At 72.7% G+C, this 20,218-nt stretch carries 16 protein-coding genes and 1 other RNA gene; 14 read left to right on the forward strand and 3 right to left on the reverse strand.

What is annotated here, in order from left to right:
• Positions 1-75: 75 nt before the first annotated feature.
• From CRP51_RS23165 to CRP51_RS23175, 3 genes are all read left to right on the forward strand, one after another.
• On the forward strand, positions 76-1,395 hold the full coding sequence (locus CRP51_RS23165) for a serine/threonine-protein kinase (RefSeq protein WP_097233256.1): 1,320 nt from the start codon (positions 76-78) through the stop codon (positions 1,393-1,395).
• Positions 1,396-1,447: 52 nt separating this feature from the next.
• A complete protein-coding gene (gene prfB, locus CRP51_RS23170) occupies positions 1,448-2,554 on the forward strand; it encodes a peptide chain release factor 2 (RefSeq protein ID WP_097233257.1) in 1,107 nt (368 codons plus the stop codon).
• Positions 2,555-2,797: 243 nt separating this feature from the next.
• A complete protein-coding gene (locus CRP51_RS23175) occupies positions 2,798-3,571 on the forward strand; it encodes an LPXTG cell wall anchor domain-containing protein (protein ID WP_141514650.1) in 774 nt (257 codons plus the stop codon).
• A gap of 146 nt (positions 3,572-3,717) precedes the next feature.
• Here CRP51_RS23175 and CRP51_RS23180 read toward each other — a convergent pair whose 3' ends face one another.
• Positions 3,718-3,912: a hypothetical protein gene (locus CRP51_RS23180; RefSeq protein ID WP_097233259.1), complete on the reverse strand. Its 195-nt coding sequence runs from the start codon at positions 3,910-3,912 to the stop codon at positions 3,718-3,720.
• 264 nt (positions 3,913-4,176) lie between these two features.
• On the opposite strand from CRP51_RS23180, the gene ftsE reads away from it, so the two are divergent.
• From ftsE to CRP51_RS23210, 6 genes are all read left to right on the forward strand, one after another.
• Positions 4,177-4,866 (forward strand): cell division ATP-binding protein FtsE, encoded by a 690-nt coding sequence (ftsE, locus tag CRP51_RS23185; RefSeq protein ID WP_097233260.1) that lies wholly within the window; start codon positions 4,177-4,179, stop codon positions 4,864-4,866.
• Between the two features lie 21 nt (positions 4,867-4,887).
• A complete protein-coding gene (gene ftsX / locus CRP51_RS23190; RefSeq protein WP_097233261.1) occupies positions 4,888-5,796 on the forward strand; it encodes a permease-like cell division protein FtsX in 909 nt (302 codons plus the stop codon).
• Positions 5,797-5,875: 79 nt separating this feature from the next.
• The gene (locus CRP51_RS23195) at positions 5,876-7,030 is read left to right on the forward strand and encodes a S41 family peptidase (protein WP_097233262.1); all 1,155 of its coding nucleotides are present in this window, start codon (positions 5,876-5,878) and stop codon (positions 7,028-7,030) included.
• Between the two features lie 53 nt (positions 7,031-7,083).
• The gene (gene smpB, locus CRP51_RS23200; RefSeq protein ID WP_097233263.1) at positions 7,084-7,563 is read left to right on the forward strand and encodes an SsrA-binding protein SmpB; all 480 of its coding nucleotides are present in this window, start codon (positions 7,084-7,086) and stop codon (positions 7,561-7,563) included.
• A 101-nt stretch (positions 7,564-7,664) separates the two neighbouring features.
• Positions 7,665-8,033: a transfer-messenger RNA gene (ssrA, locus tag CRP51_RS23205) on the forward strand.
• Between the two features lie 242 nt (positions 8,034-8,275).
• Positions 8,276-10,150 carry a penicillin-binding transpeptidase domain-containing protein gene (locus CRP51_RS23210; protein WP_097233264.1) on the forward strand — a complete coding sequence of 625 codons (1,875 nt, stop codon included), beginning with the start codon at positions 8,276-8,278 and terminating at the stop codon, positions 10,148-10,150.
• Between the two features lie 25 nt (positions 10,151-10,175).
• Here CRP51_RS23210 and CRP51_RS23215 read toward each other — a convergent pair whose 3' ends face one another.
• Complete coding sequence (locus tag CRP51_RS23215; protein ID WP_097233265.1) at positions 10,176-11,195, reverse strand: helix-turn-helix domain-containing protein; 1,020 nt, start codon at positions 11,193-11,195, stop codon at positions 10,176-10,178.
• A gap of 31 nt (positions 11,196-11,226) precedes the next feature.
• A complete protein-coding gene (locus tag CRP51_RS23220; RefSeq protein WP_245880757.1) occupies positions 11,227-12,135 on the reverse strand; it encodes a helix-turn-helix transcriptional regulator in 909 nt (302 codons plus the stop codon).
• A 413-nt stretch (positions 12,136-12,548) separates the two neighbouring features.
• Between CRP51_RS23220 and CRP51_RS23225 the strand changes: the two genes are divergently transcribed.
• The 5 genes from CRP51_RS23225 to CRP51_RS23245 all read left to right on the forward strand — a co-directional run bounded on the left by CRP51_RS23225 (position 12,549) and on the right by CRP51_RS23245 (position 20,211).
• A complete protein-coding gene (locus CRP51_RS23225; protein ID WP_141514651.1) occupies positions 12,549-13,781 on the forward strand; it encodes an ATP-grasp domain-containing protein in 1,233 nt (410 codons plus the stop codon).
• Between the two features lie 16 nt (positions 13,782-13,797).
• Complete coding sequence (locus tag CRP51_RS23230) at positions 13,798-14,796, forward strand: DUF1015 family protein (RefSeq protein WP_170970645.1); 999 nt, start codon at positions 13,798-13,800, stop codon at positions 14,794-14,796.
• Positions 14,797-15,006: 210 nt separating this feature from the next.
• Positions 15,007-16,398, forward strand: coding sequence for a nitrate/nitrite transporter (locus tag CRP51_RS23235; RefSeq protein WP_097233269.1), 1,392 nt, complete (start codon positions 15,007-15,009; stop codon positions 16,396-16,398).
• Positions 16,399-16,560: 162 nt separating this feature from the next.
• A complete protein-coding gene (locus tag CRP51_RS23240; protein ID WP_097233270.1) occupies positions 16,561-17,745 on the forward strand; it encodes a uroporphyrinogen-III synthase in 1,185 nt (394 codons plus the stop codon).
• A 105-nt stretch (positions 17,746-17,850) separates the two neighbouring features.
• Positions 17,851-20,211, forward strand: coding sequence for a HelD family protein (locus CRP51_RS23245; RefSeq protein ID WP_107500856.1), 2,361 nt, complete (start codon positions 17,851-17,853; stop codon positions 20,209-20,211).
• The last annotated feature ends 7 nt before the right edge of the window (positions 20,212-20,218 follow it).

The raw sequence follows: 20,218 nt of genomic DNA on the forward strand, positions 1-20,218 counted from the left end.
AGGACATGCCGGTAAACCGGGACAATCCCGGCGTGCTGTCCTGTGTCGCGCGGAGGGGCCACGTAGCCTCACGCCATGGCACGGAACATCGGCAGCCACTACACCGCCCACCGTGTGCTCGGCCGCGGCAGCGCCGGAACGGTGTGGCTCGGGGAGGGTCCGGACGGCCCGGTCGCGATCAAGCTCCTGCGGGAGGACCTCGCCGCCGACCCCGATCTCGCCGAGCGCTTCGCCCATGAACGGCACGCGCTGCTCGGCCTGGAACACCCGCACATCGTGGGCGTGCGCGAACTGCTGGTCCCGGACGAACAGGCCGGCGAGGGCGGCGAGATCGCCCTGGTCATGGACCTGGTGCGCGGACCCGACCTGCGCACCCACCTCGCCAGGGAGCGCCGGCTGGCCCCGGCCGAGGCGGCGGCCATCGTCGCCGGCGTCGCCAGCGGCCTCGCCGTCGCGCACGCGGCCGGCATCGTGCACCGCGACGTCAAGCCGGAGAACATCCTGCTCGACACCTCGGGCGAGCGCCCGCACGCGCTGCTGACCGACTTCGGCGTCGCCAAGCTGATCGACGAGCCGCGCCACGGCGGCAAGTCCGGGGTCGTCGGCACCCCCGACTACATGGCCCCCGAGATCGTCGAGGGCCTGCCGCCCCGGGCCTCCGTGGACATCTACGCCCTGGTCACCGTCCTCTACGAGCTCCTCTCCGGCTTCACCCCGTTCGGCGGCGGTCACCCGGGCGCCGTGCTGCGCCGGCAGGTCACCGAGCAGGTGGCGCCGCTGCCCGGGCTGCCGGACGAGCTGGGGGAGCTGATCCAGCAGTGCCTGGCCAAGGCGCCGGCCTCCCGGCTGCGCGCCGCCGAACTGGCCTCCCGTCTGCGGGAGTCGCAGCCGGCGCTGGCCGGCCGCGGGCCGCTGGACCTCGGCGATCCCACGCTGGAGGAGGAGCGCGGCCAGCCGGCCGAGGACGAGGCGGCACTGGCGACGGCCGCCTCCTCGCGCGCCGCCGTTCCCCTGGTGCGCGGCGCCGCCCCCGACTCCGAGCGCGTCACCCACACCCGGATGCGGGTCCCGGACGCCGACGAGCTCTCCGGCGGAGCGCGCGGCACCGCCCGCGCGCCCCGCGCCCCCGGGCAGCCGCGCGCCGGCTCGGCGCGCAACGCGACCACCCCGGGCGCCAGGCGCCGCCGCCGGCTGGCGGTGACGGTCGCCGGCGCGGCCGTGCTCGCCGGAGTGGCCGGCTGGCTGCTGCTCTCCGGCGGCGACGAAGGCGAGGGCGGTGACGGGATGGGCCCGGCCATCGTCCCGACGGTGATCGACGAGGCCGTGATCGACGAGGCCGTGGCCGACGAGGCCGTGGCCGAGGGGCCGGCGCCGGCCGGGCCCGCCCGCCCGTAGGGCCGCCGTCGGGCGGCCGGGCGCCCCCGACGTCAACGGTTACGCTGGGGGGGTGGCAGTCGTCGATGTTTCCGAAGCGTTGAAGTCCCTCGCCTCCACCATGGAGTCCGTCGAGGCCGTGATCGATCTCGACCGCTTGCGGTCCGACATCGCCGAGCTTGAGGAGCAGGCGGCGGCACCCAACCTGTGGGACGACCCGGAGAGCGCCCAGCAGGTCACCAGCCGGCTGTCGCTGCTCCAGGGCCAGCTGCGCAAGGTCGAGGAGCTGCACGGCCGGATCGAGGACCTGGAGGTCCTCTTCGAGCTGGCCGAGGACGAGGGCGACGCCGACGCCCGCCGCGAGGCCGAGGACGAGCTGGCCTCCGTGCGCAAGGCCGTCGACGAGCTGGAGGTGCGCACCCTGCTCTCCGGCGAGTACGACCCGCGCGAGGCGATGGTCAGCATCCGCGCGGAGGCCGGCGGCGTCGACGCGGCGGACTTCGCCGAGCAGCTCCAGCGCATGTACCTGCGCTGGGCCGAGCGCCGCGGGTACTCGACGGAGGTGCTCGACACCTCCTACGCGGAGGAGGCGGGCATCAAGTCCACCACCTTCACGGTCAAGGCGCCCTACGCCTACGGCACCCTCTCCGTCGAGCAGGGCACCCACCGCATGGTGCGCATCTCGCCGTTCGACAACCAGGGCCGCCGCCAGACCTCGTTCGCCGGCGTCGAGGTGCTGCCCGTGGTGGAGCAGACCGACCACATCGAGGTCCCGGAGAACGAGATCCGGGTGGACGTCTTCCGCTCCTCGGGGCCCGGCGGGCAGTCGGTCAACACCACGGACTCCGCGGTCCGGCTGACCCACCTGCCGACCGGCATCGTCGTCTCCTGTCAGAACGAGAAGTCCCAGATCCAGAACCGCGCCGCCGCGATGCGCGTTCTCCAGGCGCGGCTGCTCGCCCACCAACGGGCCGAGGAGCAGGCGAAGATGGACGCCCTCAAGGGGGACGGCGGAAACTCCTGGGGTAACCAGATGCGCAGTTACGTTCTCCAGCCGTACCAGATGGTCAAGGATCTGCGCACCGAACACGAAGTCGGAAACCCTCAGGGCGTACTGGACGGGGATATCGACGACTTCCTGGAAGCCGGAATCCGGTGGCGTAAACAGCACGAGAAGTAACCTTCACACAACTTCTTCCCTCTACAGGGCACTTACCGGACATCCTGCTTGACGGGGATGCGCTCAGGGGGAAGGGTGTTCACTTGGCACGCCTGTGATCCGTGGGTGCGAGTAGCGCGAGGGGCGCAAGAGCTAGGTGAACCCCAAGCGGTTCCGCCGCCCTTGCGTGAGGCTGCCCCATTCACGGGACACTGTGATGGCATCTCCGTCACATACCAAGTAGCTACAGGGGGTAGTGGATAGATGGCCAGTCCCAAGACTCGGGCCAACGTGGCGCGTATCGCCGCGGCCGCCGTCTTCGCCGCGGGCGCTTCGCTCGCCGTCGTTGGCACCGCGTCGGCAAGCAACCCGGCGAAGCCGGTTAACGAGACCCCGGACCTCACCGTCGCGGGCGTCGTCGAGGGCAGTGACGGCGGCATCGTCGGCATCGCCGAGGGCATCACCGAGGGTGACACCGAGGGCGACGACGAGGGTTCCGTCGAGGGTGACGACCAGGGCAGCGTCGAGGGCGACGACCAGGGTTCCGTCGAGGGCGATGACCAGGGCAGCGTCGAGGGCGACGACCAGGGCAGCGTCGAGGGCGATGACCAGGGCAGCGTCGAGGGCGATGACCAGGGCAGCGTCGAGGGTGACGACCAGGGCAGCGTCGAGGGCGACGACCAGGGCGCGTCCGAGGGCGACTCCGACGGTGACGACGGCGGTGACGACGGCGGCGCCGACGGTGACGACGGCGACAACGACGGCTCCGCCTCCGGCGGCCCGCAGGGTGTCGCCGAGGGCGGCGACGGCGGCCTGGAGCCCGACACCGAGGGTGGCAGCAGCCCCATCGAGCAGGACACTCCCACCGAGGACCTGACCGACGAGGCGGCCACCGAGGAGCGCGAGGAGCTGGCCGAGACCGGTTCCTCCATGAACGAGACCCTGCTGGTCATCGGTGCTGCCACCATGATCGCCGGCGGTGTGGGCTTCCGCTACCTGCCGCGTCTCATCAACAAGGGTGGCGCCACCCCCGCCTGAACCGGCGGTAGGCGACCCTGAATCAGGGCAACGGGCCCGGAACGCTCAGGCGTTCCGGGCCCTTCCCTCGTTCGACGGCTGTTCGACGGCTTCTTCGGCTTCTTCGGCTTCTTCCCGAGCGGCGCGGGGCCCGTTCGCGGCCGTCCTCAGGCGGGCCGTGCCATGAGCCAGGCCACGGCGGCCAGCCCCACCAGGAGCGCGATCAGCGCGCCCGGGTGGCCCAGCAGCTCCCAGGGGCCGCGCGTCTGCCGCAGCCGCGCCAGCTCGGCGCGGCACACCGCGCACCGCCCCTCGCTCACCCGCCCCGCGCAGTTGGCGCACACCAGCCAGTCGGCGGTCATGCGATCGTCTCCTCTCGTCCCCCCGTCTCCTCCACTCTGCCAGGCGGGACGCCGATCCGCAGACGGGGAACGGGCGGCGGCCCTCGGGAAGCGGGCGGGGAGACGGCGGAAGGGCGGTCGGCACCGGCGGGAGAACCCCCGCGAGTGCGGGCAAGTGGGGCGGCCGCGTGGCCTGCGGGACTGCGCGGCGCGCGGCGCTTCGCGTAGGGTCTGCCCAGCAAGGGAGAACCCCTCGTCCATACCCAGTCCCGACTTGGTGTAACCGTGATTCGATTCGACAACGTCTCCAAGACCTATCCCCGGCAGCAGGCGCCGGCCCTCAGTGGCGTCTCGCTGGAGGTCGAACGTGGCGAGTTCGTCTTCCTGGTGGGCTCGTCGGGCTCGGGCAAGTCCACCTTCCTGCGGCTGCTGCTGCGGGAGGAGCGCGCCAGCCAGGGCAGTGTGCACGTGCTCGGCAAGGACCTCGGCCGGCTCTCCAACTGGAAGGTCCCGCAGGTCCGCAGGCAACTCGGCACCGTGTTCCAGGACTTCCGGCTGCTGCCCAACAAGACGGTGGGCGAGAACGTCGCCTTCGCCCTGGAGGTGATCGGCAAGCCGCGCGGTCAGATCCGCAAGACCGTGCCCGAGGTGCTGGACCTGGTGGGCCTCGGCGGCAAGGACGACCGGATGCCGGGCGAGTTGTCCGGCGGTGAGCAGCAACGCGTCGCCATCGCCCGCGCGTTCGTCAACCGGCCGCTGCTGCTGATCGCGGACGAGCCCACGGGCAACCTGGACCCGCAGACCTCGGTGGGCATCATGAAGCTGCTCGACCGCATCAACCGCACGGGTACCACCGTGGTCATGGCGACCCACGACGCCCAGATCGTGGACCAGATGCGTAAGCGTGTGATCGAACTTGAACGCGGTCGGTTGGTGCGTGACCAGACCCGCGGTGTCTACGGCTACCAGCACTGACTCGACCACGGAAAGGACGCCATGCGCGCCCACTTCGTTTTCTCGGAGATCGGGGTCGGTCTCCGTCGGAACCTCACCATGACCTTCGCGGTGATCGTCTCGGTCGCCCTCTCCCTGGCCCTGCTCGGGGGCGCGCTGCTGGCGCGCAAGCAGGTCAACAGCATGGAGGACTACTGGTACGACCGCGTCGAGGTGTCGATCTTCCTCTGCAACGAGGTCGACGCCGAGACCGACGCCGCCTGCTCCCGTGGCCCGGCCACCGAGGAGCAGCGGGAGGAGATCGCGGCCGAGCTGGAGAGCCTGGAGCTCGTGGACAAGGTCTACCACGAGACCGCGGAGGAGGCGTACGAGCACTACCAGGAGCAGCAGAAGGACTCGCCGTTCGCCTCCGTGGTGACCCCGGAGCAGATGCAGGAGTCCCTGCGGATCAAGCTGACCGACCCCACCAAGTACGAGGTGATCTCCTCGGCCTTCGCCGGCCGGGAGGGCGTGCAGTCGGTGACGGACCAACGCTCCCTGCTGGAAAACCTGTTCAACCTGTTGAACGGCGTGAACATCGCGGCCGTGGGTCTGATGATGCTGATGCTGGTGGTGGCGGTGTTGCTGATCGTCAACACGGTGCGGGTCTCCGCGTTCAGCCGGCGCCGTGAGACGGGGATCATGCGGCTGGTCGGCGCCTCCAGCTTCTACATCCAGCTGCCGTTCATCCTGGAGGCCACGATCGCGGGGCTGATGGGCGCGCTGCTCGCCTGCTTCCTGCTGTTGGGCGTCTATCTGGGCATCGACGGCTTCCTCGCCGAGCGCATCCCGGTGATCGACTTCGTCGGCTGGGACGCCGTCTTCTCGGTGCTGCCCTACGTGTTGGTGACCGGGATCGCGATGCCCGCCCTTGCAGCATTCTTCGCCTTGTACAAGTACCTGAAGGTGTGAAATCGGTGTGACGTATCCCCGGCGCTGAAGCAACTGGCGACTACCGTGCGCCCGCCGGGGATGTCCTACACTCCGCAGCATGTCTGGTCCGTCTCACCGTGGTTCGTCCCGGAGCGTCCGGCGGGGCACCGCTCTGGCGTGTGTCTTCACCGGGGTGTTGGTGACCGGGGCCGCGACCGGTTCGTGGCCGGAGGGGAACGACGGGGCGGAGGCAGCCGTGCTGGCCTCCGGCTCGGGCACCGGCCTCGGCGTCGAGGATGCCAGGGAGTCCGCCTCGGCTGCCCTCGACGACGCGGGGCGGCTGGTCAGCCGCAGCGGTGACCGCTGGTCCGCGGCCTACACCCCCGAGGAGTACGAGGCGCTGCGCCGCGGCCTCGACGGCGAGTACGTCGGCACCGGCATAGCGGTACTGCGCACGGCCGACGGCCGGATCGAGGTCGGCGAGGTGCACGCGGACAGCCCGGCGGAGCGCGCCGGCGTCCGTCCCGGCGACGTGATCCACACGATCGACGGCGTGCCGCTGGCCGACGGCCCGGTGACCGACGTGGTCAGCCGGCTGCGCGGCAGCGACCGCGCCGCACACGCCGGCCCCGGCAGCACCGTGCTGCTCGGCATGGAACGGGACGGTGAGCACCGGGAGCTGTCGGTGGAGCGCGCCCGACTCGCGATCCGCAGCGTGACGGTGAGCGAGGGGGAGGGCTTCACCCGCATCGAGGTGGACTCGTTCACCCGGGGCTCGGCCGAGCTGCTGAGCGAGGCGGTCGCCGAGGTGCCCGAGGGGCGCGGCATCGTGGTCGACCTGCGGGGGAACGCGGGCGGGCTGCTGACCGAGGCCGCCGACGCCGCCTCCGTCTTCCTGGACGGGGGGCTGGTCGCCACCTACGACGTGCACGGCGAGGAGCGGGCTCTGCACGCCCCACCCGGCGGGGACACCGGCACCCCGTTGGTGGTGCTGGTGGACGGAGGCACCATGAGTTCGGCCGAGATGTTTACCGGAGTGCTCCAGGACCGTAATCGAGCGGTCATCGTCGGTCACCGCACCTTCGGCAAGGGCACGGTGCAGATGCCGAGCGAGCAGCCGGACGGCTCGGTCGCCGAGCTGACCGTCGGGCACTACGCGACCCCGTCCGGGCGCACGGTGGACGAGGGCGGCCTCGTGCCCGACCTGCTGGTGGCGCCCGGCGCCGACGCCGAGGCCGAGGCCGGGAGAGTGCTCGCCGGGCTCGGTCTGTAGGCGCGGAATATCGCTCGGCCCCGACGATCTCCGATGGGTAGACTTGGCTGGTCATGGCTAAGGAAAAGGGACGCAAACTCATCGCGCAGAACAAGCGTGCCCGGCACGACTACCTCATTCTCGACACGTACGAGTGTGGGCTGGTGCTGACGGGCACCGAGGTCAAGTCGCTGCGCGCGGGTCGCGCCTCGCTGGTGGACGGGTTCGGCCAGATCGACGGCGCCGAGGCCTACCTGCACAACGTGCACATCCCGGAGTACGCGCAGGGCACCTGGACCAACCACAGCGCCCGGCGCAAGCGCAAGCTGCTGCTGCACCGCTCGGAGATCGACAAGCTGATCGGCAAGCTCCAGGAGAGCGGCCTCACCCTGGTGCCGCTCCAGCTCTACTTCGTGAACGGGCGGGCCAAGGTCGAGATAGCGCTGGCCAGGGGCAAGCGCGAGTACGACAAGCGGCAGACGCTGCGGGAGAAGCAGGACCGCAGGGAGGCGGAGCGCGTCATGTCCGCCGCCCGCCGCAAGCAGCGGGGCTGAAACGGCCGGGCGTGCCGCGGGGCGCCGCGCTATACTGGACGGCAGAGCACGGCACGGGCCGCTTGGGGACACCCGCGGCGGGCCGTTTGTCAACTCAACATGGGGATGATCGGTTTCGACAGCGAACGTCGAAGCAGGGGAAGCGAGCCGAGGAAGCGGCAATGATCTCGTTAACCACATGCCGCAAAAAAATAATCGCCAATACCAAGCGCGATTCCTTCGCCCTCGCTGCCTGAGCAGCGACCGCGAGGTGTCAGCCCGGGCTAGTTCCCGTCCCGGGTCCTGGCATCAGCTAGGGGACTCACCACCCGCCCCGGTCACGGGGGTGTGTGGGACATCACACAGTGACTGAGCCCGTCGGAGACTTGTCCGCGTGATCTCCGGGGCCGAGAAAATCGCAGCGGACTGCGCTCGGAGAAGCCCTCCTTCCACTTCGTTGGACGCGGGTTCGATTCCCGCCATCTCCACTGTCGCCCCGGACCGGGTCCCCGGTCCGGGGCTTTTTGCTGTCCCGCGGGCCGGGCGCCGCGGTCGTCGTGCGGGGCCCGCGGTCGTGGCGCGGGCGCGGGGGCGTCCTCGGCCGGCGGTGGAGCGGCCGCGGGGTTCCCGGCGGCGCCCGTGCGGGCGGACGTGGCGGGGTTCACCGGGGACGGCCGCCGATTGTGGGCGTAAGCCCGTCTTTTTGTCGGTGTGGGCCGGTAAGGTCGCGACCATGGCGAACAGTTGGCGTAATCAGCGGGTCACGCTCATCGGCGGTGCCGCGCTGGTGACGGTCCTCGCCGTGGTCGCGGTCCTGCTGCTGCGCGGGGGCGGTGACGGCGGGGGCGAGGAGCGGGCGCGCGCGGCCACCGAGCGGTTCCTCGACGCCTGGGCGGCCGGCGAGCTGGCCGAGGCCGCGGCCGGGACCGACGACCCCGCGGCCGCCGAGTCGCTGCTCGGCTCCGTGGCGAACAACACGGCGCCCGAGGAGGTCTCCTTCGAGGTCACGGGCGCGGTCGACAAGCCGGACGGCGCCCCCGACGACGCGCGGGCGGTCGGCTTCACCGCCCATTTCACGCTGCCGGGCATCGGCGAGGTCTCCTGGGACAACGTCGCGCTCGCCGTTCCCGGGTCGGGCGACGAGTGGCGGCTGCGCTGGCAGTCGGCGCTGCTGCACCCGGAGTTGTCCGAGGGGCAGACCCTGGTCAACACGGTCTCCTGGCCGGAGCGCGCGCCGATCGTCACGGCGGACGAGACCCCGGTCGCCGGCCCGGCCAGGGTCTGGGCGGTGAGCATATGGCCGGCCCAGCTGACCGACGAGGAGCTGGCCTGGGAGACGCTGGAGGCGCTGGACGCGGGGATAGACGTCGAGGCGCTCGCCGAGCGGGTCGCCGAGGCCGAGCCGGACCAGGCGGTGCCAGTGGTCACGCTCAGGGACCAGGTCTACGCCGAGCACGCGGAGGAGCTGGTCGCCGTCCCGGGGCTGCAGTTCGCCGAGGAGGAGCGGACGTTGGCGCACGCGGCGCGCGCCGTGGTGGGCTCGGTCGATCCGGAGACGGGGGAGGGGGCCTCGGGGCTCCAGGCGCGGTATCAGGAGGTGCTGGCCGGCACCCCGGGCGCCGAGCTGGTGGTCGCGGACCGGGAGTCGGGGGAGGCGGTGGCCTCGCTGGAGCGGCGCGAGGGCGAGCCGGGCAGCCCGGTCGTCACCACGCTGGACGCCGACATCCAGCGGGCGGCCGAGGAGGCGCTGGCCCAGGCGGAGAGCGACGGTTCGATCGTGGCGCTGCGGGCGTCCACGGGCGAGGTGCTGGCCGCGGCGGACACCCCGGTGGACGGCTTCGCGCGGTCCCTGGAGGGGCAGTTGGCGCCCGGCTCCACCTTCAAGGTGCTGACCACGGCGCATCTGCTGGAGAACGGGGTCGGCGTGGACGACCCGCTGGGCTGCCCGCGCCATGTCACGGTCAACGGACAGCGCTTCGAGAACCAGGACGAGTTCGAGCTGGGCGACGACACCTCGTTGCACGACGCCTTCGCCGCCTCGTGCAACACGGCGTTCATAGGCAATCTGGACCGCTTCGACCACGAGTCGCTGGGACGGACGGCCGAGGCGTTCGGGATAGGTGCCACCTGGGAGGTGGGCGCGGCGACGTTCGACGGGTCGGTGCCCCCGACCGCCGAGGAGAACGAGCTGGCCGCCTCGTTGATAGGCCAGCACCAGGTGCAGGCCAGCCCGTTGGCGATGGCCTCGGTCGCCGGCACGGTGGCGGCCGGCGGTTTCCACCAGCCGGTGCTGGTGCCGGAAGCGGTGGAGCGGCGGCACGAGGCGACGGCCGAGTTGTCGGGCGAGACGGTCCAGGCGCTCCGGGGGCTGATGCGGGACACCGTGACGGAGGGCTCCGCCTCGGCGTTGGCCGACGTCTCGGGTGAGCCGCACGGCAAGACGGGCACGGCCGAGTTCACGAACGAGGACGGCGAACTCGCCACCCACGCCTGGATCATCGGTTTCCTCGGCGAGGAGGACCTGGCGTTCGCCGTGATGCTGGAGGACGGCGGGTCCGGTGGCCAGGACGCGGGCCCGGTGGCGGCCGACTTCCTCGACCGGCGCTGAGGCGGGCGCGTGCGCTGCCCGCCGGTCAGCTGGTGAGCCAGCCCTGGGTGGCGGCCTCGACGCCGGCCTGGAAGCGGTTGGTGGCGTTCAGCCGGGTCATCAGGTTGGCCACGACGCGGCTGACCGAGCGCGCGGAGACGCCGAGCCGGTCGGCGATCTCGTCGTTGGAGAGCCCGGCGGCCATCATCAGCAGCACGTCCCGCTCCTGGCCGATCGGCGCGGTCCCCGCGACCGGGGCGTCCTCCTCCCCCGTGCCGTCGAAGTCCAGCCCGGCGCCCCAACTGAGCTGGAAGAACTGGCTGGCGTAGTCGACCACCGAGGGGTCGCGGACCAGGGCGACGCCGGCGGCCGAGTGCCCCGGGTCGAGCGGCAGCACCACCAGCTCCCCGTCGTAGATCTGCATCCGGGAGGCGAGCACGCCGGCCGTGCGGACCCGGGCGCCGGCGGCGGTGATGCGGCTCACGTGGCGGGCGGTCGCCCGGTGCCGGCGCGCGCCGTGCTGGAAGAGCGAGCGGATCCGCACCCCGCGCTTGAGCAGCTCCAGGTCCAGCGGCGCCGCCGCCGACAGCGCGGCCTCGCTCTGCCCGCCGCCCGGAACCAGGGCGTCCAGTGACTCGGTGCAGGTGCGGGCGAGGTCGTCGATGACGGCGCGGATGTTCTCGATGCCCTCGACCGCCTCGATGCTGGTCCTGGCCGAGCGCATCGAGCGGGCCTCCAGATAGTCGCCGGAGAGCGCGTGCAGCCGCTCCCTGGTGGCGGCCATCGCCACCCGCTGACGGAGGATGTCGCCCTCCATCGGGGCCAGCAGGCTCTCCGCCGCGTTCTCCGGGTTGATCGCCACCCAGCCGCCGCCCGGGGTGCGCTGCAGCAGGCCCAGCCGGGAGAGCAGCCGCTCCGCGGCCCGCACCTGGTCGGCGGCGAGGCCGGCGCGTTCTGCCAACTCGGCGGGGTGGTCGGTGGGATGGGCGACCCGCAGCTGGTAGATCCGCACCGTGGTGGCGTCGATCTCACGGTCGATCAGCACGTCGGGTTCGTCGTCGATCATCGTGCTCGGTCCGTTCCTCCCGCTCCGCCCGTCAGGACAGCCAGCCCTGCAGCGCGGCGCGCGCGCCGGCCTGGAACCGGCTGTCGGCGCCGAGGCGTTCCATCAGCCTGGCCACGATTCTGCTCACCGAGCGCGGGGACATGCCGAGTTGGTGGGCGATCGCCTCGTCCTTCTTCCCGGCCGCCATCAGCATCAGCACGTCGCGTTCGACGTCGGTCGGTTCGCTGCCGGAGCGCTGGTCCTCCTCCGCGAAGTCGATGGCGCGGTCCCAGTAGTGCTCGAAGAGCTGCTGGAGGAAGTTGAGCACCGCCGGCGCCCGCACCAGGGCCACCCCCGCGGCCGTGTGCAGCGGGTCGATCGGCAGCACCGCGCAGCTGGCGTCGTAGATCAGCATCCGGGACGGCAGCACGCTGACGCTGCGCACCTGGGCGCCGGCGGCGATCAGGGTGCCGGCGTAGACCACGGTGGCGCGGTGTTTGCGCGCGGTGTGCTGGAAGAGCATCCGCGTCTTCACGCCGCGTTCCAGCGTCTCCAGGTCCAGCGGGGTCGCCGCGCGGATCGCGCCCTCGGGCTGGCCGCCGCCCGGGACCAGGGCGTCCAGTGACTCGGTGCAGGTGCGGGCGAGGTCGTCGATGACGGCGCGGATGTTCTCGATGCCCTCGACCACCTCGATGCTGCTCTTCGCCGAGCGCATCGAGCGGGCCTCCAGGTAGTCCCCGGAGAGCGCGTGCAGTCTGGCCCTGGTGGCGGCCATGGCGATCCGGCGTTGCAGGATGTCCTGTTCGAGGGGGGCGAGTAGCGCGTCGGCCGCGCTCTCCGGCGAGATCGCCACACGTCCGCCACTCGGTGAGGTGCGCAACAGGCCGAGTGTGAAGAGGCGTTCCTCGGCGGCGGTGACCTCGTCCTCGGTCAATCCGGCGCGTGACGCGATCTGGCTCACCGAATCTGTGGGATGGATCACGCGGAGCCGGTAAACTCGGGTCGCTGCTGCGTCTATTTCGCCGGATTCGTGCACGCTCTTCTTCCTCGAACGACGTCGGCCAGCCCCTTGGCGTCAACTTGACAGGCGAGATGATGCCACAGTGACTCTATCGACTTCTCCGTGAATGCTCGTGAGCATGATTGCGCCAGCATGCCACTCATGTTCGTCTATGTGGACACGGAAGAGGGAACCCGTGAAGAAGTTTGCTCTCAGCCTTTTCGCAGCCCTTGTCGTCGCGGCTGTGTCCGGTGGAGTAGCCGCAGCTCAGGGCTCCTCCGTCGAGTCCGGTTCCACCCAGGCAGCGTCCCAGGCCGGGAACATCTGGGCCTGATCCGGGTCATCGGAGGGTTCGTGTGAGCAGCGAGGCCGGCATGACCACGCCATCGAAACCGTTGGCGGTGTTGCTCAGCCCACGCCGCTCGGTGGTGGAGGCGGCCCACGCGGTCGGCGCCACCACGCTCGTTCTCGCACCCGACCTTTCGAGCCCGGAGGTCCGGGAGGCGGCGGAGGCCGCTGACGACGCCATGACCGTGGAGTGGCGCGACCACTCGCGGTTGCTGATGTCGATCGGTCACCTCGCCCACGTTCCCGTCAGGATCTCCGTCTTCGGCTTCGCCGAGGCCAGCGCCCTCGCGGCGGCTCGGGCCAACGAAGCCCTGCGCTTTCCTGGCAACCCCCATGCGGCCGTCGCGTACCTTACGGACAAGGCGGCCCTGCGCGGCAAGGTCAACCAGCTCACCGGTGCCCCCGTCCGGTTCGAGCACTGCGACCGCGCCGCGCATCTGGAAGCCGTCGCCCTGCGCGTTGGCTTCCCGTGCGTGGCCAAGCCACGCACCGGTTTCGGCGGCCAGGACGTCCATCTGCTGCGTGATGCCGCGGACGCGGCGTTCCTGGCCGCCGGGCTGCCGCCGGAACCTGCGCTGATCGTGGAGGAGTTCCTGGAAGGACCCGAGTACAGCGTGGTGGCCCACTCCCTGGCCGGCACGCACACCGTCCTGGCGATCTCCAGGCGGTACACCTCCGGCGTGCCGGAGGGCAGGGAGACCGGCTACGACCTGCCGGCGGAGCTGGACCGGGACACCACCCGCCAGATCCACCAGCTGGTCGTCGCCACGCTCAACACCGCCGGCCACCGCAGCGGCCCCTCGCAGACCGAGGTGATACTGACCTCGGCGGGGCCACGACTGGTCGAGTCCCACGCCCACCCGGGCGAGGACCGGATCAGCGAACTGCTGCTGCTGGCCGAGGGAACGGACCTCGAAGCCCTGGCCCTCGCCGCGGCGCTCGGTCTTCCCCAACCCGTCGGCCGGACCCGCGAACGTTTCGCCGGTCTCCGTCAACTGCGCCTGCCCCCCGGCGCGTTGGTCACGGTCGAGGGGATGGACGAGGCACTGGCGCTGCCGGGAGTCACCGACGTCGAGATCTCCGTCCCGCCGGGCGGTCATGTTCCGGAGACCACCAGCCGGGTCGCCGGACATGGCTGCGTCATCGCCGTGGCGGACGCGCCGTGCGAGCTGGAGGCCGTGCTCCGGAAGGCCCAGGACGTCCTGCGGCCGGTCGTGGTCCCCGTGTCCGCGAACGAGGAGGAGCACTCTGCTGCCTGAGCTGTCCCGCCCGCTGGTGCTGCCGGAGAGCCCGGCACCGCGCACGGACCTGCTGCTCCCCTTCCACGGTGTTCTCGGCCGGCCGCTCGGCCGCGCCAGCTACTACGTGCTGGAACGCGTCGACGCCGTCGGCTCCGTCGAACAGCGCGGGGTGATCGGAGCGTTGGGCCTGCACGGAGTGGAGAGCGGGCATGTGCTGCGCCACCAGCAGGTGGGCGAGAACGCCGTCAGGTTCCAGACCCGCCTGCTGAAGGAGCGCGGCGGCAGCGTCGAACCGCTGCTGCTGGCCGCGCCCGACCTCGGTGCCTTCCACGACTGCGTCGAGGAGACCGTGCGGCGTCCCGCCGACCAGGAGCTGCCGGTGCCGGGCGGCGGGCTGCAACGCCTCTGGGCCTGCGACGCGTCCTGGGCGCTCGACCCGCCGCCGCTGCCGCCGATGCTGCTGGCCGACGGGCACCACCGGCTGGAGGCCGCCAGGCGGCTGCGCCGGGCGCACCCCGACGCGGTGGGCGACCGGCTGCTGGCGCTCGTCGTCGACCACCGGCGCTACCCGCTGACGCTCTCGGCCACCCACCGGGTGGTGCCGGGACTCGACCTGGAACGGGCGGTGCGCGCCGCGGAGCGGATCGCGCGCGTCCGTGAACTGCCGCCGGCGAGGCGGCCGGTGCCGCGCCCCGGCACCTATCTGCTGACCGGGCAGGGCCGGATCTGGGGTCTTTCCGAGATCTCGCCCGTCGCGCTGGCCGGGCGGCTGCGGACGCTGCCGGTGGAGTGGGTCGAGCTGCCGGCCGCGATCAGCGACCATGTGCTGATCCCGGCGCTCTGCGAGGACCAGCAGTTGTCGCCTGCGCTGCGCTACACCAGCCACTACCCGGCGGCCGACGAGGTGGGGCTGATCCTGCCGCCGCCGACCTGGGACCAGATCTGGGCCGGCGCGGCGAGCGGCGCGGGAATGCCACCGAAGAGCACGCATCTGGGGCCCACTCCGCTGCCCGGCCGCCTCACCGAGGGGTAGCCGCCGCTCCCGCCGGCCGGGCCGGGGCGTCGGGTGCGGCCCGGTGCCGGGTCGCCCGCGCGGATTCCCGCGCCCCCGGTCGTGGTGGGCGCTCACTCGTGGAGCCTCCCGTGGGTGAGGCGGAGGTTGCGTGCGTGTCACCTGCCGCCAACAGTGCCGAAGCCGCCGGTTGTTACGTTCTCGGTTCGTTCGGACCGCGCTGGAGGCAGCATGTCAGTCGTCAGGCCACGGCCCGCCCGTCGGGGCGGACGTTGGATCGAGCAGTGGGACCCGGAGGACGAGCACTTCTGGCGGACCACGGGGGAACGCGTCGCCCGCCGGAACCTGCTGCTCTCCGTGCTCTCGGAGCACATCGGCTTCTCCGTCTGGTCGTTCTGGTCGGTGCTGGTGCTCTTCATGGGCGACGAGTACGGGGTCGACGCCGCCGGCAAGTTCTTCCTGGTCTCCACCGCGACCCTGGTCGGCGCCCTGGTACGGGTGCCGTACACCTTCGCGGTGGCCAGGTTCGGCGGCCGGAACTGGACGGTGATCTCGGCCTCGCTGCTGCTGCTGCCCACGCTCGCCGCCTGGGTGGTGATGGAACCGGGCACCTCGTACAGCACGTTCCTGCTGGTCGCCGTCGTGACCGGGATCGGCGGTGGCAACTTCGCCTCGTCGATGACCAACATCAACGCCTTCTTCCCCCTGCGCAAGAAGGGCTGGGCACTGGGTCTGAACGCGGGCGGCGGCAACGTCGGCGTGCCCGTGGTGCAGCTCGCCGGCCTGCTGGTGATCGCCACCGCGGGGGACGGCAGCCCCCGGGTGCTGCTGGCCGCCTACACCCCGCTGATCGTGGTGGCGACCGTGCTGGCGTGGCGGTACATGGACAACCTGGCCCCGGTGACCAACGACACCGGCGCGGCGCGGGAGTCGGTCAGGGACCGCCACACCTGGATCATGTCGTTCCTGTACACGGGCACGTTCGGCTCGTTCATCGGCTACGGCTTCGCGTTCGGCCTCGTGCTCCAGACGCAGTTCGACCGGACCCCGCTCCAGGCCGCCTCCCTGACGTTCGTCGGTCCGCTGCTCGGGTCGCTGGTGCGGCCGTTCGGCGGGCACTGGGCCGACCGCTTCGGCGGGGCGCGGATCACGCTGTGGGTCTTCCTGGGGATGGCGGCGGCGACCGGGGTGGTGATCGCGGCCTCGCGCGCCGAGTCGCTCGGGGTCTTCCTGGTGGGCTTCGTCGCGCTCTTCGTGCTCAGCGGGATCGGCAACGGTTCGACGTACAAGATGATCCCCGGCATCTACCAGGCCAAGGCCGTGGCGCTCGGGCTGCGCGGGGAGGCCGCGGCGGCCTACGGGCGGCGGCTGTCGGGGGCCGCGATCGGGCTGATCGGGGCGGTCGGCGCGCTCGGCGGGCTGGGCATCAACCTCGCCTTCCGGCAGTCCTTCCAGGCCACGGGCTCGGGGGTGAACGCGTTCGTCGCGTTCCTCGTCTTCTACGCCCTGTGCTCGGCGGTCACCTGGGCCGTCTATCTGCGCGGCGCGATGGGGCCCCGGTCGCGGGAGACCGCGGTCGCCGGCGGCCGGCGGAACGAGGTGCCGGGCCACGTGGGAGTCTGAGGTGCGGGCCGGGGCCGCTTCACACCGGCGCAACACGGCGGAACCGGCACCGACACGCCCGTCTGCCAGGCTCGGCGGCACTCCATGGCCGGTGCCCCGCACCATCCGTCGGCCTCGTCCCCATGTCCCCGTCAGCGAGCGAACCACCAGGGTGGAACGGTCATGCCCCAGCAGGACCAGCAGGACCAGCAGGACCAGCACGAAGAGCGTCAGCGGCCGGCCGTCCGGCCCCTGGACGGCTTCGCCGTCGGCGTCACCGCGGCGCGCCGGGCCGAGGAACTGGGCGCGCTGCTCCGCCGGCGCGGAGCCGAGGTCACGCACGCCCCCGCGCTGCGCATCGTGCCGCTCGCCGACGACGAGCAACTCCTGGCCGCCACCCGCCAGTTGATGGAACGCGCCCCCGACGTGACGGTGGCGACCACGGCGATCGGCTTCCGCGGCTGGGTGGAGGCGGCCGAGGGCTGGGGGCTCGGCGAGCCGCTGCTGGCCGCGCTCGCCACCGGCGAGGTGCTGGCCCGCGGCCCCAAGGTGCGCGGCGCCATCCGCGCGGCCGGGCTGCGGGAGAGCTGGTCGCCGGCGTCCGAGTCGATGGCCGAGGTGCTGGACCGGCTGCTGGAGGAGGGGGTCGCGGGGAAGCGGCTCGCGCTCCAACTGCACGGTGAGCCGCAGCCGGGCTTCCTGGAGGCGCTGCGCGCCGCGGGGGCCGAGGTGGTGGAGGTGCCGGTCTACCGCTGGATGCCGCCGGCCGACATCGCCCCCGTCGACCGGCTGATCGACACGGTGCTGGCGCGCGGCGTCGACGCCGTGACGTTCACCTCGGCGCCCGCCGCCACCTCGTTCCTGCGCAGGGCGGAGGAACGGGCGCTGCTGGAACCGCTGTTGGAGGCGTTGCGGCACCGGGTGCTGGCCGCCTGCGTGGGTCCGGTCACCGCGCTGCCGCTCCAGGCCCACGACGTGCCGACGCGGCAGCCGGAACGGTTCCGGCTGGGCCCGCTGGTGCAGTTGCTCTGCGCCGAGCTGCCCTCGCGGGTCGAGACCCTGCCGGTCGCCGGCCACCGGCTGGAGATCAGGGGGCGCGCGGTAGTACTCGACGGCGCGCTGCGGCCCGTGCCGCCGGCGGGTATCTCTCTGCTGCGCGCCCTCGCGCGCCGCCCCGGTTGGGTCGTTCCCCGCTCCGAGCTGCTGCGCGCGCTCCCCGGCGCGGGCCGGGACGAACACGCCGTCGAGACCGCGATGACGCGGCTCCGCACCGCGCTGGGCGCGCCCGGAGTGGTCCAGACGGTGGTCAAACGCGGCTACCGGCTGGCCATCGACCCGGCCCCGGCGGGCGCCAAGTACGGCGACTGACAGTCGCGGGACAGCACCCCGCCGTGGCGCGGTGGCTGCCGGTGGTCCCGACTTCGCGTACGGTTGACGGCCGCCCTGCCACAGCAGCAGAAGGGGGCCGAGGCGTTGGACGTGCGAGACCGGGAGATCCGGGACGAGCAACGGCATCTGGACGCCGTCTACGGACGGCTGACCGAGAAGATCCACGAGGCGGAGTACCTGATGGCGGACGCCGCCAGGCGCGGCCAGGTCGGCACGCCCGGCGCGCTCGCCGAGCGGGACGCCCAGGTCTTCCAGGCCGGACTCCATCTCTCCCGGCTCAACCGCGAGTTCGAGGACTTCCTCTTCGGCCGCATCGACCTGCTCGCCGGCAAGGACGGCGAACGCGGACCGGACGGCGCCTCGACCTCCGTCGAGCCGGCCGACGACGCCGTGCGCGAGGAGCCGGACGGCCAGGTCGCCGACATCGCCGAGACCCTGCACATCGGCCGGCTCGGGGTGCTGGACGCCGACTACGTGCCGCTGGTCATCGACTGGCGGGCACCGGCCGCCGCCCCGTTCTACCGGGCCACCCCGCTGCGCCCGGGGCGCGTGGTGCGCCGCCGGGTGATCCGCAGCCGGGGGCGGCGGGTGCTCGGCGTCGAGGACGACCTGCTGCGCCCGGGGCTGCGCGCCTCGCTCGCCGGCCGGGAGCTGCCGGTCGTCGGCGACGGCGCGCTGCTGGCCGCGCTCGGCAGGGAGCGCGGCCACCGGATGACCGACATCGTCGCCTCCATCCAGGCCGAGCAGGACGAGGTCATCCGCGCGCCCGCCGGCAAGGTCACCGAGGTCAGCGGCGGTCCCGGCACCGGCAAGACGGCGGTCGCCCTGCACCGCGCCGCCTATCTGCTCTACCAGGACAGGCGCCGCTACGCCGGCGGGATCCTGGTGGTCAGCCCCACCCCGCTGCTCGTCTCGTACACCGAGGGCGTGCTGCCCTCGCTCGGCGAGGAGGGCCAGGTCGCGATCCGCGCGCTCGGCTCCCTGGTCGACGGGTTCGAGGCCGACGCCTACGACGAGCAGCCGGTGGCCGCGGTCAAGGGCTCGGCCGCCATGGCGCGGCTGCTGCCCCGGGTGGCGCGGGAGGCGACCGAGGCCGACGACGCCCCCGACCGGCTGCGCGTCGTGGCGTTCGGCCGCCGCGTCGAGCTGGACGCCGACGCGCTGGCGCGCGTCCGCCGCCAGGTGCTCGGCGGCACCGCCCCCGTCAACCTGCTGCGCCCGCGCGCCCGCCGGCTGCTGCTCGACGCGCTGTGGGAACGTTCCGGGGCCGCCGCCCGCTACCCCGACCCGGAGCTCGCCGCCGAGGCCAGGGACGCGTTCTTCGAGGACATCGGCGACGAGGACACCTTCCGGGAGTTCCTGGCCGCCTGGTGGCCGGAACGCACGCCGCTCCAGGCGCTGTTGACCATGGCCGACGAGCGGCGCCTGGCCCGCCAGGCCCGCCGGCTGCTGCGGCCGCGCGAGATCCGGCTGCTGGCCCGTTCGCTGCGCCGGGTCACCCCCGACGGGCGTGGGCTCTCGGCCCACGACGTGGCGCTGCTCGACGAGTTGCGCGCGCTGCTCGGCGCGCCCCCGAAGCCGGCGCGCCCCGCCCCGGGCGGCGGCCTGGACGAGCTGGACGCGCTCGCCGGAGTCGCCGAGCTGACGACCTACGCGGAACGGCAGGAGCGCCGGGCCGAGCGGGGCGAGCGCGGGGAGCGCGACGAGGAGCGCTTCGACTACACGCATGTGATCGTCGACGAGGCGCAGGACCTGACGCCCATGCAGTGGCGGATGGTGGGACGCCGCGGCAGGCAGGCCAGTTGGACGGTGGTGGGCGACCCGGCGCAGAGCTCGTGGACGGCGCCGGAGGAGGCGGCCGCCGAGCGGCGGGCGGCGCTCGGCGGCCGCTCGGTGCGGCGCTTCGAGCTGACCGTCAACTACCGCAACCCGGCGGAGATCGCGCGCGTTGCCGACGGCGTGCTGGCCCGCGCGATGCCCGGCGCCAGGCCGCCGCGCGCGGTCCGCTCCACCGGGGTGCTGCCGCGCTACGCGGTGGCCGGGACGGAGGAGGCGCTGCCGGACGCGGTGCGCGCCGAGGCGGAGCGGCTGCTGTCGGAGGTCTCGGGAACGGTCGGCGTCGTGGTCGCGATGGGGCTGCGGGCCACCGCCCGCTCCTGGCTGGCCGGCGCCGACGACCGGCTCGTGGTGCTCGGCAGCCTGGAGGCCAAGGGCCTGGAGTACGACGCGACGCTGGTGGTCGCGCCGGCGCGGATCGCCGACGAGTCGCCGGCCGGCGCCCGGGTGCTCTACGTCGCGCTGACCCGTTCCACCCAGCGGCTGACGGTGCTCTCCGGGCCCGGGGACGCCCCCGACGAGGCCGGCGTCCCCGAGGCGTTGCGGGCCGGGACGGACGCGGACGCGGCCGGGCCCGACGCCGCCGCGGTGTCGGGGACACCGCGCTGACCTGCGC

The organism is Streptomyces zhaozhouensis, assembly GCF_900230195.1.
In the GTDB taxonomy this organism is placed as follows: Bacteria; Actinomycetota; Actinomycetes; order Streptomycetales; family Streptomycetaceae; genus Streptomyces; species Streptomyces zhaozhouensis.

What these genes read in the sequence shown, in the direction of transcription:
- CRP51_RS23165 (WP_097233256.1), top strand. Translation starts at nt 76, where the DNA reads ATGGCACGGAACATCGGCAGCCACTACACCGCCCACCGTGTGCTCGGC.
- CRP51_RS23175 (WP_141514650.1), top strand. Translation starts at nt 2,798, where the DNA reads ATGGCCAGTCCCAAGACTCGGGCCAACGTGGCGCGTATCGCCGCGGCC.
- CRP51_RS23180 (WP_097233259.1), bottom strand. Translation starts at nt 3,912, where the DNA reads ATGACCGCCGACTGGCTGGTGTGCGCCAACTGCGCGGGGCGGGTGAGC.
- ftsX (WP_097233261.1), top strand. Translation starts at nt 4,888, where the DNA reads ATGCGCGCCCACTTCGTTTTCTCGGAGATCGGGGTCGGTCTCCGTCGG.
- CRP51_RS23195 (WP_097233262.1), top strand. Translation starts at nt 5,876, where the DNA reads ATGTCTGGTCCGTCTCACCGTGGTTCGTCCCGGAGCGTCCGGCGGGGC.
- smpB (WP_097233263.1), top strand. Translation starts at nt 7,084, where the DNA reads ATGGCTAAGGAAAAGGGACGCAAACTCATCGCGCAGAACAAGCGTGCC.
- CRP51_RS23210 (WP_097233264.1), top strand. Translation starts at nt 8,276, where the DNA reads ATGGCGAACAGTTGGCGTAATCAGCGGGTCACGCTCATCGGCGGTGCC.
- CRP51_RS23215 (WP_097233265.1), bottom strand. Translation starts at nt 11,195, where the DNA reads ATGATCGACGACGAACCCGACGTGCTGATCGACCGTGAGATCGACGCC.
- CRP51_RS23225 (WP_141514651.1), top strand. Translation starts at nt 12,549, where the DNA reads ATGACCACGCCATCGAAACCGTTGGCGGTGTTGCTCAGCCCACGCCGC.
- CRP51_RS23235 (WP_097233269.1), top strand. Translation starts at nt 15,007, where the DNA reads ATGTCAGTCGTCAGGCCACGGCCCGCCCGTCGGGGCGGACGTTGGATC.
- CRP51_RS23240 (WP_097233270.1), top strand. Translation starts at nt 16,561, where the DNA reads ATGCCCCAGCAGGACCAGCAGGACCAGCAGGACCAGCACGAAGAGCGT.